Here is a 14,536-nt window from a genome sequence, read left to right on the forward strand (position 1 = left end):
CCGCTTGACCTGAAAGACTAAACAGCATCTCCTTTACCTACTATATGAGAACTTTAAGAAAAGATGATTTATATAGAAATGAGAACTTGGTTTACCTTCACTGATTATTAGGAAGATGTTCGAATCATGACAACTAAAAAAAAACACCCGGGAAGTTAGTTTTTAACTCTAACTTTCGAGGTGCTCCACCATCAAGGTGTTCTTTTAGTTTCATCTTTTCTGCTATAAAAAGCATTACTCAACGCCGCGAATTCTTCCATTGAGAGCGTTTCGCCCCGACGTGTTCCATCAATCCCTGTCTCTTGTAATACTTCCTCAATCATTGGCTTTTGCTCTTTACTTAAAAGATTATTTTGCAGATTGTTCAATAAGGTCTTTCTACGTTGACCGAAGCTTGCTCGAATCACTTCAAAGAAATAGGCTTCATTCAAAAGATCGACAGGAGGCTCCTGACGCAGCTCCAAGTGAAGAACGGATGAATCTACATTGGGCTTTGGTACAAAAACGGTTTTTGGTACTGTGAGAGCCGTTTTAGCCACTGCATGGTATTGCACTGCAAGTGATAATGAGCCGTATTCCTTAGAACCAGGCTTTGCAGCAATACGCTCTGCTACTTCTTTTTGAATCATGACAACGATCCCACGGACTGGTAATTTTTCTTCCAATAACTTCATGAGAATAGGCGTCGTCACATAGTAAGGAAGATTCGCTACTACCATCAAATCCTGACCCTCTTCAAACTCTTCTTCAATCACTTGACGAACATCTGCTTCTAACACATCACTATGACGTATATGAACGTGTGGATAAGGAGAAAGAGTGTCTTCTAGAATAGGGAGTAGACGCTGATCAATCTCAAATGCTACGACCTTTTTAGCTTGTTTTGCTAGTTTCTCTGTTAAGGCTCCAATACCAGGCCCAATCTCGATAGCGCCAGAATTCGGTGATAACTTAGCCTGGTCTACAATTTTTGTTAGGACATTCGAATCAATTAAAAAGTTCTGTCCAAGACTTTTCTTAAAAGTAAAACCATGTTTAGATAAAATTTCTTTTGTTCTAAAAGGGGTTGATATTTCTTTATTCATTTCTCTTCCTCCTGTAACACTTCTTCCAAAGCCTGACTAAACTCTTCTCTTGAAATTTGAAATATTTGTAGCCGTTTGAAAAGCTGCTTTCCATTCATATAGCCCATTTGCAACCGATCTCCTAAAGCTTTTCTTCTCTCCTTAGAACGATCGCCTACAACCAGACCAGCAGCGATAAGATCCTCCCATTCAATCAAAACATCTGGAGCTTCTATCTCTTCTCTTACTGAAAGAATGGCTTCTTGAATATCCTGAATAGAGGCATGTTCAATTCCAACTTTCTTTCCATTAGATGAGATGGCACGTTTTTTATTTAGAAAGGCGTGTTTACAAGAAGGCAGTCGGTCACTAATGATCTGACGAATTCTTGTACCAGGATAATCTGGATCTGTAAAAACAATTACGCCTCGTCTCTTCCAAGCAAGCTCAATACGTCTAAGCGTCTCTTCGCTAACCTCAGATCCATTCGTTTCTAGCGTATCCGCATCAAGCGCTCGTTTCACAGCCAATGTATCGTTTTTGCCTTCTACGATAATAATTTCTTTTACTTTCACTCTGTTTCCTCCATAATACATAACCGATTCTACCCTGTTATTATAACTACACGTGAATTTTTATAGTTTCTCTCATAAATCTTTTCTTTATCATACAAAAAACACAGAGAGAGACTTTCCCCACTCTGTGTTATTAGCATACCATATCTCGATCACTAATCGAGAATTGTAATTTGAACAGTCTTGTTTCCCCATGCGTAAGCTGCAGACTTCGAAGAGAAAAACACATCAATCTTGTTACCTTTAATCGCACCACCCGTATCAGCCGCAATAGCCGTTCCATATCCTTCTATGTGAACTTTTGAGCCGAGTGGAATCACACTAGGATCAACCGCAATGATTTTCGCATCAGGATTAGATTTTAAGTTAAAGCCCGTAGATGTGATACCTGAACAGCCAGCACAATTTGCCGTATAAGCTGTCGTCGATACGTTCATTACCTTCCCTGACGACTTACTTTCAGGTTTAGATGGTGATTTTGAAGTTTTTGTAGCAGGCTTACTAGCTGTCTTTGTTGATTTAGATTGAGTTGAAGGGGCACTGCTAGTTTTCACAGCTGTTTGTGTAATAACCTGGGTACCAACAGCAACGATTTTGTCACTGCTTTCCTTCACTACATCGGTTTTCTTAAGCTCACGGGAAACCTCTTTACCATTTTCTAAAACAACTTCGTAATGTTTCTCCCGCTTGCCTTCTTGTCCGTCTTCTAGGACTGTTTCTTTACCTTTTTGAATTGAACTATCATTCTTCTTAATCGTTGCATAGTCAATCGTCTCTTCCACTACATCGGTGACCTTTTCCACTCGAATCACGTTGATTTCCGAGTTCGCTGTAACGTCCTCTTCTTTTTTGGGTTCTACGCGATCAAGTTCTCCAAGTTGTATATTCTGCTGTTCTAAAAAGCCAGCGACCGTAGTCGAAGTTGTCCAAATCTCTTTTTGTTTCCCACCGTCGTTTACCGCAACTTTGAAAGCTTCATCAACGGCAATCGTCATATTTTCTTTCAATTCATCATCGAGTGATACAGACATTTGATCATGCTTACCGAGCTCCATGTTTTGATCTTCAAGAAACCCTTTCACTGTATCTTTGGTGGACCAAACTTGTTGGTTATCCCCATTAATCGATAGCGTTACTTGAAAAGCCGGTTTCCATTCAATCACATCTCCAGCCTCAACCTTGGCTGATAAATCGTGACTTAAATAATCATGAGAACCAGGATTCAATTCTTCATCCTTTAATAACTCCGCAACTGTATCTGCATGTGTATCTACTGGCTTCTCTTCCCCATCAAGGACAAGCGTGACCGAAGCTTTTGTAGTTTCAAACACGATAAAGCCGGAGACTAAACCTAGTACAATTACACTTAAACAAATCATGAATACGTTCTTTCCACCCTTAACGCGAGCAAAAAAGTTTTCCATGTTCGATTTCATTGTCATAGTTACCCCCTGAACCGACTGTGTTTCAAAAAGAAAAGCTTCTTACTTATCCCCAATTGCTAGTTTAGTAGAAAAGGCATCTACTTTGATCTTGTATGATGGGAGAAGTTATTTTTAAAAGCATCCTATCATTTCTTTTCAACGACAACGGTCTTTTTTATTAGCGACTAATACCGAATAATGTCATAGCATTTTCGGATGTTCTTCTTGCTAATTCTTCATAATCCATTTCTTTCAAATCCGCAATTTGTTCAGCGATGAGCTTCACATATGAAGGTTCATTTCGCTTCCCGCGGTTTGGGTGTGGTGCTAGAAAAGGACAGTCCGTTTCAATTAGCAAACGATCAATTGGTATTTCTTTCGCTACTTCTTTTGGTAGTTTAGCGTTCTTAAACGTTACTGGTCCACCTAGAGAAATGTAGAAATTCATATCAAGGCACTCATTAGCCTCTTCTACAGTTCCAGCGAAACAGTGCATGATGCCACCTACCTCAGCTGCATTTTCTTCTTTCAATACATCAATGACATCTCGCGTCGCTTCACGATTATGTATGATGATCGGTAATTTCACTTTTTTCGCAAGTTGAATTTGCTTACGAAAAACATCTTTTTGTATGTCATGAGGTGATTTGTCCCAATGATAATCAAGTCCCATTTCACCGATTGCTACTACTTTTGGATGACCAGCAAGTTCTTCAATCCACTCAAGGTCCTCTTCTTTCATATCAATCGCATCAACAGGATGCCAACCTACGGCGGCATAAAGAAAATCATACTGTTCAACAAGTTCCATAGCATGTGTTATCGTTTCACGATCAAAACCAACAACAACCATCTTGCTTACTCCCGCTGCCTGGGCACGCTCAATTACTTCTTTTTGATCTTCGGAAAATTGTTCAACATTCAAATGCGTATGTGTGTCGAATAACATGTCAAAACTCCTTCTCCGCTCTAGTACGATGCTAGTGTACCAAATGTCCTAGTTATTTTCTAAGTCTAAACAGTTTCATTTTAATTACATTTTGTTTACAATGCTCACAAAATAAGTTAGAATATTCTGTATATTAAGGTGTTTTGGTTCTTTTTTATATACTTATCTTGCAACTCAAAATGGAAGTTTAGTCACAAATAGCAAAGTAAATAGCAGGGATTTATTGTGAATTAGAAAGTAAAAAAGACCCGGTCTATTTTAAGACCGAGTCATGAGTCATTATTTGATTTGTGTTCCATTTGGCAAGCTTTCAGCAATAGTCGACAATTTCAGCTCGCCGTCATGCTCACCTGCTAGAATCATACCTTCAGATAATTCTCCTCTAAGCTTTACTGGCTTAAGATTGGAAACACAAACAACTTTTTTGCCGATGAGTTCCTCTGGTTTATAATGTTTTGCAATTCCTGAAACAACTTGTCTCGTTTCATAACCAAGATCTAATTTTAATTTCAATAACTTATTGGCTTTTTTCACCGGCTCTACTTCAAGTACTTGGGCGACTCTTAAATCAACTTTTGTAAAGTCATCAATTGAAATCTCATCTAAATCTGGTTTTTCAATTGGCGGTGCTTCCTTAACGACATTGCCACCCATTTGTTCAACTATATATGCAACCTCTTCTTCACGTTCAAGTCTTGGGAAAAGCGGAGCATCTTTTTGAACCGTTGTACCACCGAATCCTTTTTTGAAGCCTAATGATTCCCAGCTTGTTTTCTCGCCTTCTTCAATACCTAGCTGTGACCAGATCTTTTTAGGCGTTTGCGTAAGGAAAGGCTGCAATAGAATACCCACTTGTCTCAGTGATTCAGCGAGGTGAACCATTACAGCACCAAGCTTGTCTTTATGAGTTTCTTCTTTAGCAAGAATCCATGGTTCTGTTTCATCAATGTACTTGTTCGTTCGACTAATGAGCTGCCAAATCGAAGCAAGGGCAACTGAAAACTCCATGTTTTCAAGAGAGGTCTCTACTTTAGAAATTGTTGAATCTACCATCTCTACAAGAGTATCATCAAAATCTGTGACCGATCCTTCATAAACAGGTACTTCACCGTCGAAGTACTTAGCGATCATCGCTACTGTTCGATTTAACAGGTTGCCGAGATCGTTCGCCAAATCATGATTGATTCGCTCCACAAAGCTCTCAGGTGTAAAGACGCCATCTGAACCGAACGGTACTTCACGCAATAAATAATAACGTAAAGCATCAAGGCCATAGCGATCAATTAAGGTAACTGGGTCAACCACATTACCTTTGGATTTAGACATTTTTCCATCTTTCATTAACAACCAACCATGAGCAAAGACTTTCTTTGGTAACGGCAGGTCTAGTGACATCAGCATAATTGGCCAGTAAATCGTATGGAAACGAACGATTTCTTTCCCAACAAGATGTACATCCGCTGGCCAGAACTTATTATAAAGCTCATCATTTTCAGTGCCATACCCAAGGGAGGTGATGTAATTGGACAATGCATCGATCCAAACATAAATGACATGTTTCGGATCTCCAGGAACTTTAACACCCCAGTCAAAAGAAGTTCTTGATACCGCAAGATCCTCAAGACCAGGCTTGATAAAGTTATTGATCATTTCATTTTTTCGAGATTCCGGCTGGATAAACTCGGGATTGTCTTCATAAAACTTCAATAGACGATCGGAATACTTGCCCATTTTAAAGAAGTAGGACTCTTCCTTTACTTTCTCCACCTCACGTCCACAGTCGGGACATTTCCCATCGACTAACTGGCGTTCAGTAAAGAAGGACTCACATTGTGTGCAATACCAACCTTCATATTGGTCAAGGTAGATATCACCCTTCTCATACATCTTTTGAAAAATCGTTTCGACAATTTCCTCGTGACGCTTTTCGGTTGTACGGATAAAATCATCGTAACTAATGTCTAACTTATCCCACAAATCTTTAATGCCAGCAACGATGTCATCAACATACTTCTGAGGAGTAACCCCCTGCTCGTGTGCTTTCTTTTGGATCTTTTGCCCATGTTCATCCGTTCCTGTTAAATACTGAACATCAAAACCTCTTAAACGCTTGTAACGTGCCATAGCATCTCCTGCTACAGTTGTGTAGGCATGACCTATGTGGAGCTTTCCACTAGGATAATAGATCGGTGTCGTAATATAAAACGTCTTGTCACCCATGTTGCTTCCTCCTTGATTAAAACAGTGATAAAGTGAAAAGCTTAATTTGTTCTTTAGGACAGTGAATCCCCCACCTTAACGCAAAATTGACTCACGTTTAGAGGTGGGGGCTACTGGACAAAAAGCTCCCGCCCCATGTAGGACGAGAACGTTAGCAACTCTCAACTACAGCCCGCGTTTGCGTATCGCTGTGTAACGTCATTTTGTTCATTCAAGTACAATTCTTCTTCATCAAAATATAACTAATTTAAGGAAGAAATGCAAGGAAGCGGAGCTTAAATCGCGTAACCTACACAAATTTACAATTAATGTCGAAGGATTTACAAGAAAATTGTCGAATTATTTATTTAAGGAAGTCAGGTTTTGGTAATAATATAGTACTTCGAATCCCGTAACAAACCTATTATAGGAAATATTTACCCAATTAAAAGGATTGACGCTTATGGGAAACACTGGTATTATATAGAACATAAATAGAGAAATTTGTCGAATCCTGACGTAATTAATAAAAAAATGGGAATAGGGGAGTATAAAACATGAAATCTACTGGTATTGTACGTAAAGTTGACGAGCTTGGCCGTGTTGTTATTCCGATCGAACTACGCCGTACACTTGGTATTGCTGAAAAGGACGCTCTTGAAATCTACGTTGACGATGAGCGCATCATCCTAAAAAAGTATAAGCCTAACATGACTTGCCAGGTAACTGGTGAGGTATCCGATGACAATCTTGCCATTGGTAACGGCAAACTAATCCTTAGTCGCGAAGGTGCGGAGCAAGTATTGGAAGAAATCCAAAAAGCTCTTGCTAAATAATGAACGTATAGAAAAGCTCCTGCCAATATAGGCAGGAGCTTTTTTTGTACTCTAAGATTCTACATGATAAGCCTGATACACTTCTCTTTTGGGTAGCTCACGATCAAGCGACACTTGTTTGATCGCATCCTTACTTTTCATTCCGTCATTAATATAGTGTTCTACATGATCTCGTAAAGTGAACTCTTCCCACCAAAGCTCTTCATTCACTTCTTCGGATATTCCACCTTCGACGATCACACAAAATTCACCACGGATTTCATTTTCTTCACACCAGCGAAGCACCTCTTCAACTGATCCCCTAATAAACTCTTCATATTTCTTCGTTAATTCTCTTGCTATAATAATTTCTCTGTTTCCCAGAACTTCAAGAACCGCTTTCATCATTTCTTTTAAGCGATGAGGAGCCTCGTAGAATAGAACTGGTGAAGGAATTGTTTTTAGCTGTTGTAATTCAATTTTCCGCTCTTTCCTTTGTCTAGATAAAAAACCATAATAATAGAAATGCTGTGTTGGCAAACCTGATGCCACAAGAGCAGTAATTGCTGCATTCGCACCCGGTAATGGAATAACAGGGATTTCCTCTGCCACACATGCCGACACAATTTCATAACCAGGATCTGAAATAGCGGGCATTCCAGCATCGCTAATAAGGGCAATACTTTGTCCTCCCCTTAATCGCTCCAGAAGTTTATATCCACTCGATTCCTTGTTATGTTCATGATAGCTAATCAACCGTGTCTCAATTTCAAAATGATTCGTTAGCTTTTTTGATTGTCTTGTATCTTCTGCAGCAATAAGATCTACGTCTTTTAACGTCTGAATAGCGCGGAAAGTCATATCATTCAGGTTTCCGATAGGGGTAGGTACGAGATAAAGTTTACCTGTCTCGCTCTTTTTGTAACTCTTCTGACTCCACATGAACTTGCCTCTTTTCTTTTATTATCTTTTCTTTTTGAATACGAGATAGTTGTTTGATTCGATATTCTTCTTGCATTGCTTTACTTTTTGTCTCATATTCTGCTTGATAAACGAGTCGTAGTGGACCTCTCCCCCTCGTATATTTTGCACCTTTTCCACATTCATGTTGAGCTAATCGATGAGATAAGTCCGTCGTATAGCCTGTATAATAACTACCATCTCGACATTCGAGCATATAAACAAAATGACTATAGTTCTTCATAAACATTTCTCATCTCGTCACTATATGTATTATCTTTCTGATAAACGATGAACGGCGGCAACACTTTTAAATCAGGCTTCCCATCTTTAATTCCTTCAATTAATAGCGTATTTGCTTCTTTACCAGCTTTCGGATAAACGAGCTGCATTCTCTTAGGTTCAACACGGTATTTTCTCATTAGCGTCACAATATCAAGTAACCTCTCAGGACGATGAACCAGTGATACCTTCCCACCCTGTTTCGCTAAACGACTGCAAGATTGAATAACATCTTCGAGAGTACACATAACTTCATGTCGGGCGATGGTAAGGTGTTCATTTAGATTACGCTGTTCATTTCGCTGACTTTGAAAATAGGGTGGGTTGCATGTTACTGCATCATAAGATTCCTTTAATAATCCAGCAGGTAGGTCCCGAATATCCCCATGATGTAGGGTAAGCTGATTATTAAGGTCATTTAAATCCACACTTCTCGTCCCCATATCATATAGCCGATCTTGAATTTCGACCGCGTCAATCGGAACCTGACTTCTTCTCGATAATAGAAGTGGAATAATGCCATTACCTGTACAAAGATCAATTATTTTACCACGTTTTATCGGCACCCAGGCAAATCGTGCAAGTAGAACGGCATCTAGAGAAAAAGAAAATACCGTTGGGCTTTGAATAATTCTTAATTCATTTTCAATGATGTAGTCAATCCGTTCATCATCATATAAATGCATGATGCTTTTCTCCTATCTATTTTAATTCTTTAGTGAACAAATTATATAATTGTAAAAAAGGTCTTTCCAGATGTGGAAAGACCAAATCACTACTTTTTATTTAAGAACGACAAGCAGAAAAGACAATCTCCCTCTGTCCGGATGCTACCATAATGGAGATTACAAATATGGAAACCTTCTTGATATAATCTCGCAAGATTATCATACCCTTCTCCAACTTCTGGTTTACCGCGCTTCTTTTTGCCAGATGAATGACTCTTCGGCTCGGAAGTTTGTTCTAACCGCTCTCGCAAGTGGTGATTCTCAATTTCGAGATGGTGATTTTCTTCCAGCAGTCCTGCAAGATGTTCTTTTAGTTCGCCTAATTGTTTGTATAAGTCACCAATCTGTTCTTCCATTGAGCTTACACGTGAAAAAACTTCTTTTTTCTCCACTTCCGTTCCACCTCAATCAATCTGTGGCTTGCGTAGATACTGCGCCGTCTTGTATCAATTCATCAAGCGTATATTCTGTCACGCGGTTGAGTTCAAATAATTCGACCTGAACAAGACGTTCCAATATATTCAACCCAACAACTTTTCCTTTACCTTGTCCGGTTTGAATCGTCTTCCCAACGTCTGGAAGCTCTTTTTTACCGGATTCGTATGCATCGTTCTCATATTTCAAGCAGCACATTAACCTGCCGCAAAGTCCAGAAATTTTAGCAGGATTTAAAGATAGATTTTGATCTTTCGCCATCTTAATCGAAACAGGTTCAAAATCGCCAAGCCATGTTGAGCAACAAAGCATTCGGCCACATGGTCCAATTCCACCAAGCATCTTCGCTTCATCTCTGACACCAATCTGACGAAGTTCAATTCTTGTTCTAAAGATGGATGCGAGCCCTTTCACAAGTTCGCGGAAATCTACTCTTCCATCTGCTGTAAAGTAAAAGATGATCTTATTGCGATCAAATGTATATTCAACATCAACAAGCTTCATATCAAGCTTGTACTCTTCAATTTTAGAAACACACACTTCAAAAGCTTCTTCAGCTGCGTGTTTATTATCTTCTACAGCAAGGCGATCTTTTTCATCAGCTATGCGAATTACTTTCTTGAGAGGAAGTACAACATCCTCTTCATCAACTTGCTTGTTTGCTAATACGACTTTGCCAAATTCAACCCCTCTTGCAGTCTCCACGATAACAAATTCTTTGTTGGACACCTGGAGGCTACTCGGATCAAAGTAATAGATCTTCCCCGCTTTCTTAAAGCGAACGCCAACTACTTCATACACAAACTTATCCCTCCCGTAACCTGAGTACTAGCTGTTCCATCACAAACTGCGGGTTTGTGTTTGCACTCAGACGTCTTTTGGCATCAAGTATCGCCATCATATGCTGACTTATCTTCTTTCTTCCGAATTGAAGGGCATAACGTTCGAGCTTATCCTTCTGATCTGCATAGACAATCCGATTATCCTGCAGTTGTATTTTCATTATATCCTTATACCAAAAAAGCATAAGATTAAGTCCCATATCCTGCTGCGTTTTATCCTTAAAATGAGCTAGCCATTTGTCATGGATCGTTAGGAAAACCTGATGAGGTCTTTCCTTCAACTCTTCAGTCAATTGTATCACTATCGCTCTAGCCTGTGCAAACCACTCATCAAGCGCCAACTCCTTTGCTGCACGCTGATCATTCGTTAATTGAGCAGCTAATTTAGCAAGCTGTGGTGTTACTCCGTCATTCACTAAGGCTTGTTCCACCCCATTTGTTGAAAGGGGTTGAAATGTAATAACCTGGCACCTCGAATAAATCGTGGATAGAATATGCTGCTTTTGCTCTGTTAAGAGAATAGCCATCGTCATTTGTCCTGGCTCTTCAAGAAATTTAAGTAAACTATTAGCAGCTTGAGTTGTCATTCGATCTGAATGATTCAATATATAAACTTTCTTTCGAGATTCTACCCCAAGATAAGAGAATTCCTTCTGAAGCTTACGAATTTGATCGATTTTAATCGATTGTCCATCAGGTTCTAGGAGATGTAGATCGGGATGATTTCCAGAATCAATCCTTTTACAGTCTCTGCAGTTTTGACACGGATCGATACCCGTTCTTTCCTGACAAAAATACGTTTTCGCCATATGAACAGCAATATCTTTTTTGCCTGTTCCTGCCCCACCGTCAAATAAATACGCATGAGAAAGACGTTCTTTCTTGAAACTATTTATGACCATTCTAACAACCGTGGGTTGCCGGTCTTTTAATTCATTCCAATCTGTCATTGCTATCACTCATCCTACCGTGCATATTAAAAATGATGGAAGGCCTCTACTGGAAGTACAAATACCGTTGCTCCTCCAACTGACACTTCAACAGGATACGGTACATAAGAATCTGCATTTCCTCCCATCGGAGAGACCGGTGCCACCATCTGTTCTCTACTCTGACAATTGTCTTTAATAATATCAAGAAGCTTTTGTACACGATGATCTTCCGTACCTACTAGAAATGTCGTATTTCCTGCACGTAAAAACCCACCTGTAGTCGCAAGCTTTGTCGCCTGGAAATTATGATCGACCAGGGCGTTGGATAACCGATTGCTATCCTTATCCTGAACGACAGCCATTACTAGTTTCATGTATATCCCTCCCCGGGCGGCAAGCATGCACCCGTCAATTAGTTATTACTACAATAGTTATCCCACAACACTGTAAAATCCTTTTTTATTGAAGAAAAAATCTCATCCACAGCATTTTCACCATCGATCAAATGAATCCGTTCATTATTATTTTTATATAATTCCAGAAAAGCTTCTCTCACTTTTTCATGATAAGCTGTTCCTTTTTGTTCAATTCGATCAAGTTGATTTCTTGCTGCCATTCTTTCTTTACCAACAGAAACAGGAAGATCAATCATATAGCTTCGATCAGGTGTTAGCCCTCCTGTTGCAAATTCATTGATGACCTTTATCGTTTCTACATCTAGTCCAAGGCCAACCCCCTGATAAGCAACTGATGCATCAACAAAGCGATCACATAGTACAAGATATCCTTCATTTAATGCTGGCAGAATCTTTTCTCTCACATGCTGAGCTCGGGATGAAGCATAAAGAAGCACTTCCGTCTCATCCACCATCTCTTCATGTTCTGGATTAAGGATCAAAGATCTAATTTGATCGCTTATAGCTGTACCACCTGGCTCTCTTGTATGAATAAAACGAATGCCTTCTTCGTTTAAATAATCGGCTAGTTTCTGAACCTGTGTTGACTTACCTGCGCCATCCGGTCCTTCAAATGTTATAAATAATCCTTTCAATGCCCTACTCCTCTTCTATTGCAATCTCAATCATCTCACCATTCATCCCCTGTATGTGTCCTCCGCCATTCAACACTGTTTCTACTAGTTGGATCTTACCTAAAGTTATGCGCTCCCCTGGGAGAACGATAGGAATTCCTGGGGGATAGGGGATAATGGCTTTCGCTGCAATTAAACCAACAGCGTTTCTAATACTAACTGTATTGGTATTCATCGTTTCCAACTTCGCAAAAGAATAAGCAGGAAATGTTATCTCTTCATGATTCAACTGATTCATAGATATTCTAAATGTGGCTTCATCCCTATGAACTGCAATCCTTTCAAATGCCTGTAACGTTCGTTCATAAGCCTCACCATTAAATGCTATGGGACAAATGAGCAAAATGTTTAATGGGTCACTAAGCTCAACAAATATACCTTCATTCTCAAGCTTTTTTGCCAAATCATATCCTGAGGTGCCAGATAACTGGACCGTTATTTTTATTGGATCAATCTGCTTATAAGCATGACTTACATCTCCAATAACGTTTATACCAGGAATCTTATTCAGCCGGTGCTTAAACTGAAGAATCTCTTCTAAAATTTGACCAAGTTGTTTATCAGGAAGTGAAGAAATATAGTGTCTTGCTAAATCGAGCGAAGCCATGATCGGGTATGAAGGGCTGCTTGATTGAAAGACTTGTAAATAATCGTTTATTGCATTCCTATATTTCGGATCACCTATATGTAAGTATGAGCCCATCGTCATGGCAGGGAGTGTTTTATGTGCTGATTGAACAACAACATCTGCTCCTAGTTTCAAAGCACTTTCAGGAAAAAACCTTTCTTTTACAAAATGTGCTCCGTGTGCTTCATCAACAAGAACCGGAATTCCTTTCTGATGAGCATAAGAAATGATCGGTTTTAGATCATTCGTCATTCCGTAATAATTTGGGTTTGTCAGTACGATTGCTTTAATATTTTTATATTTTGTTATCGCTCGATGGATGAGATCGACTGACACACCTGTGGAGACCTGACTTTCCTCATCAATGGATGGATTAAGAAAAATAGGGTGTGCTTTCGATAAGCGAAGTCCATTTAGTACTGATTTGTGACAGTTCTTCTGAACAAGAACAATGTCCCCTTCAGAACATAATGCCATGATCATCGCGAGGTTACCAGCTGAAGATCCCCCTACCAAAAAGCGGCTTTCAACACTTCCATAAAGATCAGCAGTAAGCTGCTCTGCCTTCTTAATTGGACCGTCTGCATGATGAAGATCATCTAGTCCCGAAAGTTCTGTAGCATCTATATTCAATATTTCTTTAAATGAGTTATCTGCACTTCTATAAGTTGAAAAGACCGAACCGTTTTTATGACCTGGTACATGAAATGAGAGGGGGTTCTGATCCTTCCACATAATTAATGCTTCATATAAAGGTGCTTGATCTGCTTTATTCATAAAACCAACTTCTATCTATCGAAGATTCATTGCTTATACTAGTATTCTATCATTATCTAGACTTTCGGAGAAGTAAAGGGTCAAGCAAATCTGTATCGTTTTTTCCTACTTACTGCTGCTTCACATTCATACGTAAAAAAGCAGATAGCCTATAAAACAGCTATCTGCTTATGCTAATCGACTAAGTCGTAGTTTTCGTAGTTTTTCAAGATAAAATTGATAGTTTTCATGACTGGTATCTGTTTGAATTACCTTTCGCTCACACTCATAACAAATAAATCGGTCGCAAATATGAATACCTTTTAAACTGTGTTCTTCGCAAACAAGACAGCACTCACTTAAGCTATGCCTAATTCTCTTCTCCATCTTCCCACCTCCATGGTAAAAGCTTTGCCCAATTATAGTGGATCTATACCGATTCACTTCATTTCAGCCTATTTTTTTCTTCTTTCTATGGATATGTGCCTTTAACTTATCCCGTGTCAGTGATTTTAAAAAAGAAAGGAAATTTCATAGGTATATTATCCTTGTAGCTTAAGAAGGTAAAAGAAGATACGAATTTTATTCCGCTACATTTTAGATATTTCCGCGAATTTCGGATTTTTTCCGCGCTTTTCCATAATAATTCCGCAAATTTGAGATTAATTCCGCGAACGTAAAAAAACCATACAAAAAAGCGAGAAACCCTCAGGTCTCTCGCTTCTCTTATGTTGCCCAGCGACGTCCTACTCTTGCAGGGGGAGATCCCCCAACTACCATCGGCGCTGAAGAGCTTAACTTCCGTGTTCGGCATGGGAACGGGTGTGACCTCTTCGCCATCATCACTAGACTAACAG

Annotated in this window: 16 protein-coding genes and 1 rRNA gene; 1 reads left to right on the top strand and 16 read right to left on the bottom strand. The window is 39.4% G+C overall.

Translation table 11 applies throughout. From position 1 onward, the window contains the following. Positions 1–191: 191 nt before the first annotated feature. The 5 genes from rsmA to metG form a co-directional block, all read right to left on the bottom strand. Positions 192–1,085: a 16S rRNA (adenine(1518)-N(6)/adenine(1519)-N(6))-dimethyltransferase RsmA gene (gene rsmA / locus ABVF21_RS21295; protein ID WP_303536040.1), complete on the bottom strand. Its 894-nt coding sequence runs from the start codon at positions 1,083–1,085 to the stop codon at positions 192–194. Beyond that, complete coding sequence (gene rnmV / locus ABVF21_RS21300; protein ID WP_369290141.1) at positions 1,082–1,639, bottom strand: ribonuclease M5; 558 nt, start codon at positions 1,637–1,639, stop codon at positions 1,082–1,084. Before rnmV ends, rsmA begins: the two co-directional genes overlap by 4 nt. Before the next feature lie 155 nt (positions 1,640–1,794). Then, on the bottom strand, positions 1,795–3,081 hold the full coding sequence (locus ABVF21_RS21305; RefSeq protein WP_371018925.1) for a ubiquitin-like domain-containing protein: 1,287 nt from the start codon (positions 3,079–3,081) through the stop codon (positions 1,795–1,797). 160 nt (positions 3,082–3,241) lie between these two features. After that, positions 3,242–4,012, bottom strand: coding sequence for a TatD family hydrolase (locus ABVF21_RS21310; RefSeq protein WP_303536035.1), 771 nt, complete (start codon positions 4,010–4,012; stop codon positions 3,242–3,244). Between the two features lie 279 nt (positions 4,013–4,291). Then, a complete protein-coding gene (gene metG, locus ABVF21_RS21315; RefSeq protein WP_371018926.1) occupies positions 4,292–6,232 on the bottom strand; it encodes a methionine--tRNA ligase in 1,941 nt (646 codons plus the stop codon). Positions 6,233–6,768: 536 nt separating this feature from the next. Here metG and ABVF21_RS21320 point away from each other — a divergent pair. Beyond that, positions 6,769–7,047: an AbrB/MazE/SpoVT family DNA-binding domain-containing protein gene (locus tag ABVF21_RS21320; protein WP_136948810.1), complete on the top strand. Its 279-nt coding sequence runs from the start codon at positions 6,769–6,771 to the stop codon at positions 7,045–7,047. A 51-nt stretch (positions 7,048–7,098) separates the two neighbouring features. Here ABVF21_RS21320 and rsmI read toward each other — a convergent pair whose 3' ends face one another. The 11 genes from rsmI to rrf all read right to left on the bottom strand — a co-directional run bounded on the left by rsmI (position 7,099) and on the right by rrf (position 14,529). Further along, positions 7,099–7,968 (bottom strand): 16S rRNA (cytidine(1402)-2'-O)-methyltransferase, encoded by an 870-nt coding sequence (rsmI, locus tag ABVF21_RS21325; protein ID WP_371018927.1) that lies wholly within the window; start codon positions 7,966–7,968, stop codon positions 7,099–7,101. After that, complete coding sequence (locus ABVF21_RS21330; protein WP_303536028.1) at positions 7,928–8,230, bottom strand: GIY-YIG nuclease family protein; 303 nt, start codon at positions 8,228–8,230, stop codon at positions 7,928–7,930. Before ABVF21_RS21330 ends, rsmI begins: the two co-directional genes overlap by 41 nt. Beyond that, positions 8,217–8,954: a tRNA1(Val) (adenine(37)-N6)-methyltransferase gene (locus tag ABVF21_RS21335; protein ID WP_371018928.1), complete on the bottom strand. Its 738-nt coding sequence runs from the start codon at positions 8,952–8,954 to the stop codon at positions 8,217–8,219. The genes ABVF21_RS21330 and ABVF21_RS21335 overlap by 14 nt, the downstream gene beginning before the upstream one ends. A gap of 89 nt (positions 8,955–9,043) precedes the next feature. Continuing rightward, on the bottom strand, positions 9,044–9,388 hold the full coding sequence (gene yabA, locus ABVF21_RS21340) for a DNA replication initiation control protein YabA (protein ID WP_098445898.1): 345 nt from the start codon (positions 9,386–9,388) through the stop codon (positions 9,044–9,046). A gap of 16 nt (positions 9,389–9,404) precedes the next feature. Then, a complete protein-coding gene (locus ABVF21_RS21345; RefSeq protein WP_194222582.1) occupies positions 9,405–10,232 on the bottom strand; it encodes a PSP1 domain-containing protein in 828 nt (275 codons plus the stop codon). A 4-nt stretch (positions 10,233–10,236) separates the two neighbouring features. Continuing rightward, positions 10,237–11,223, bottom strand: coding sequence for a DNA polymerase III subunit delta' (gene holB, locus ABVF21_RS21350; RefSeq protein WP_371018929.1), 987 nt, complete (start codon positions 11,221–11,223; stop codon positions 10,237–10,239). Between the two features lie 26 nt (positions 11,224–11,249). Beyond that, the gene (locus tag ABVF21_RS21355; protein ID WP_048313368.1) at positions 11,250–11,579 is read right to left on the bottom strand and encodes a cyclic-di-AMP receptor; all 330 of its coding nucleotides are present in this window, start codon (positions 11,577–11,579) and stop codon (positions 11,250–11,252) included. Positions 11,580–11,617: 38 nt separating this feature from the next. Then, a complete protein-coding gene (gene tmk / locus ABVF21_RS21360; RefSeq protein WP_226616834.1) occupies positions 11,618–12,256 on the bottom strand; it encodes a dTMP kinase in 639 nt (212 codons plus the stop codon). Positions 12,257–12,260: 4 nt separating this feature from the next. After that, positions 12,261–13,700: an aminotransferase class I/II-fold pyridoxal phosphate-dependent enzyme gene (locus tag ABVF21_RS21365; RefSeq protein ID WP_303536018.1), complete on the bottom strand. Its 1,440-nt coding sequence runs from the start codon at positions 13,698–13,700 to the stop codon at positions 12,261–12,263. Positions 13,701–13,868: 168 nt separating this feature from the next. Beyond that, positions 13,869–14,066: a sigma factor G inhibitor Gin gene (locus ABVF21_RS21370; RefSeq protein ID WP_303536016.1), complete on the bottom strand. Its 198-nt coding sequence runs from the start codon at positions 14,064–14,066 to the stop codon at positions 13,869–13,871. A 346-nt stretch (positions 14,067–14,412) separates the two neighbouring features. Further along, positions 14,413–14,529: ribosomal RNA gene (gene rrf, locus ABVF21_RS21375) — 5S ribosomal RNA — on the bottom strand. Positions 14,530–14,536: the final 7 nt, after the last annotated feature.

Origin of the sequence: Pseudalkalibacillus sp. JSM 102089 (genome assembly GCF_041366475.1) — a bacterium.
Lineage (GTDB): Bacteria > Bacillota > Bacilli > Bacillales > Guptibacillaceae > Guptibacillus > Guptibacillus hwajinpoensis_B.

Coding starts and splice junctions, on each gene's coding strand:
- rsmA (WP_303536040.1), bottom strand. CDS start 1,085: ATGAATAAAGAAATATCAACCCCTTTTAGAACAAAAGAAATTTTATCT.
- ABVF21_RS21305 (WP_371018925.1), bottom strand. CDS start 3,081: ATGACAATGAAATCGAACATGGAAAACTTTTTTGCTCGCGTTAAGGGT.
- ABVF21_RS21310 (WP_303536035.1), bottom strand. CDS start 4,012: ATGTTATTCGACACACATACGCATTTGAATGTTGAACAATTTTCCGAA.
- metG (WP_371018926.1), bottom strand. CDS start 6,232: ATGGGTGACAAGACGTTTTATATTACGACACCGATCTATTATCCTAGT.
- ABVF21_RS21320 (WP_136948810.1), top strand. CDS start 6,769: ATGAAATCTACTGGTATTGTACGTAAAGTTGACGAGCTTGGCCGTGTT.
- rsmI (WP_371018927.1), bottom strand. CDS start 7,968: ATGTGGAGTCAGAAGAGTTACAAAAAGAGCGAGACAGGTAAACTTTAT.
- ABVF21_RS21330 (WP_303536028.1), bottom strand. CDS start 8,230: ATGAAGAACTATAGTCATTTTGTTTATATGCTCGAATGTCGAGATGGT.
- ABVF21_RS21335 (WP_371018928.1), bottom strand. CDS start 8,954: ATGCATTTATATGATGATGAACGGATTGACTACATCATTGAAAATGAA.
- holB (WP_371018929.1), bottom strand. CDS start 11,223: ATGACAGATTGGAATGAATTAAAAGACCGGCAACCCACGGTTGTTAGA.
- ABVF21_RS21355 (WP_048313368.1), bottom strand. CDS start 11,579: ATGAAACTAGTAATGGCTGTCGTTCAGGATAAGGATAGCAATCGGTTA.
- ABVF21_RS21365 (WP_303536018.1), bottom strand. CDS start 13,700: ATGAATAAAGCAGATCAAGCACCTTTATATGAAGCATTAATTATGTGG.
- ABVF21_RS21370 (WP_303536016.1), bottom strand. CDS start 14,066: ATGGAGAAGAGAATTAGGCATAGCTTAAGTGAGTGCTGTCTTGTTTGC.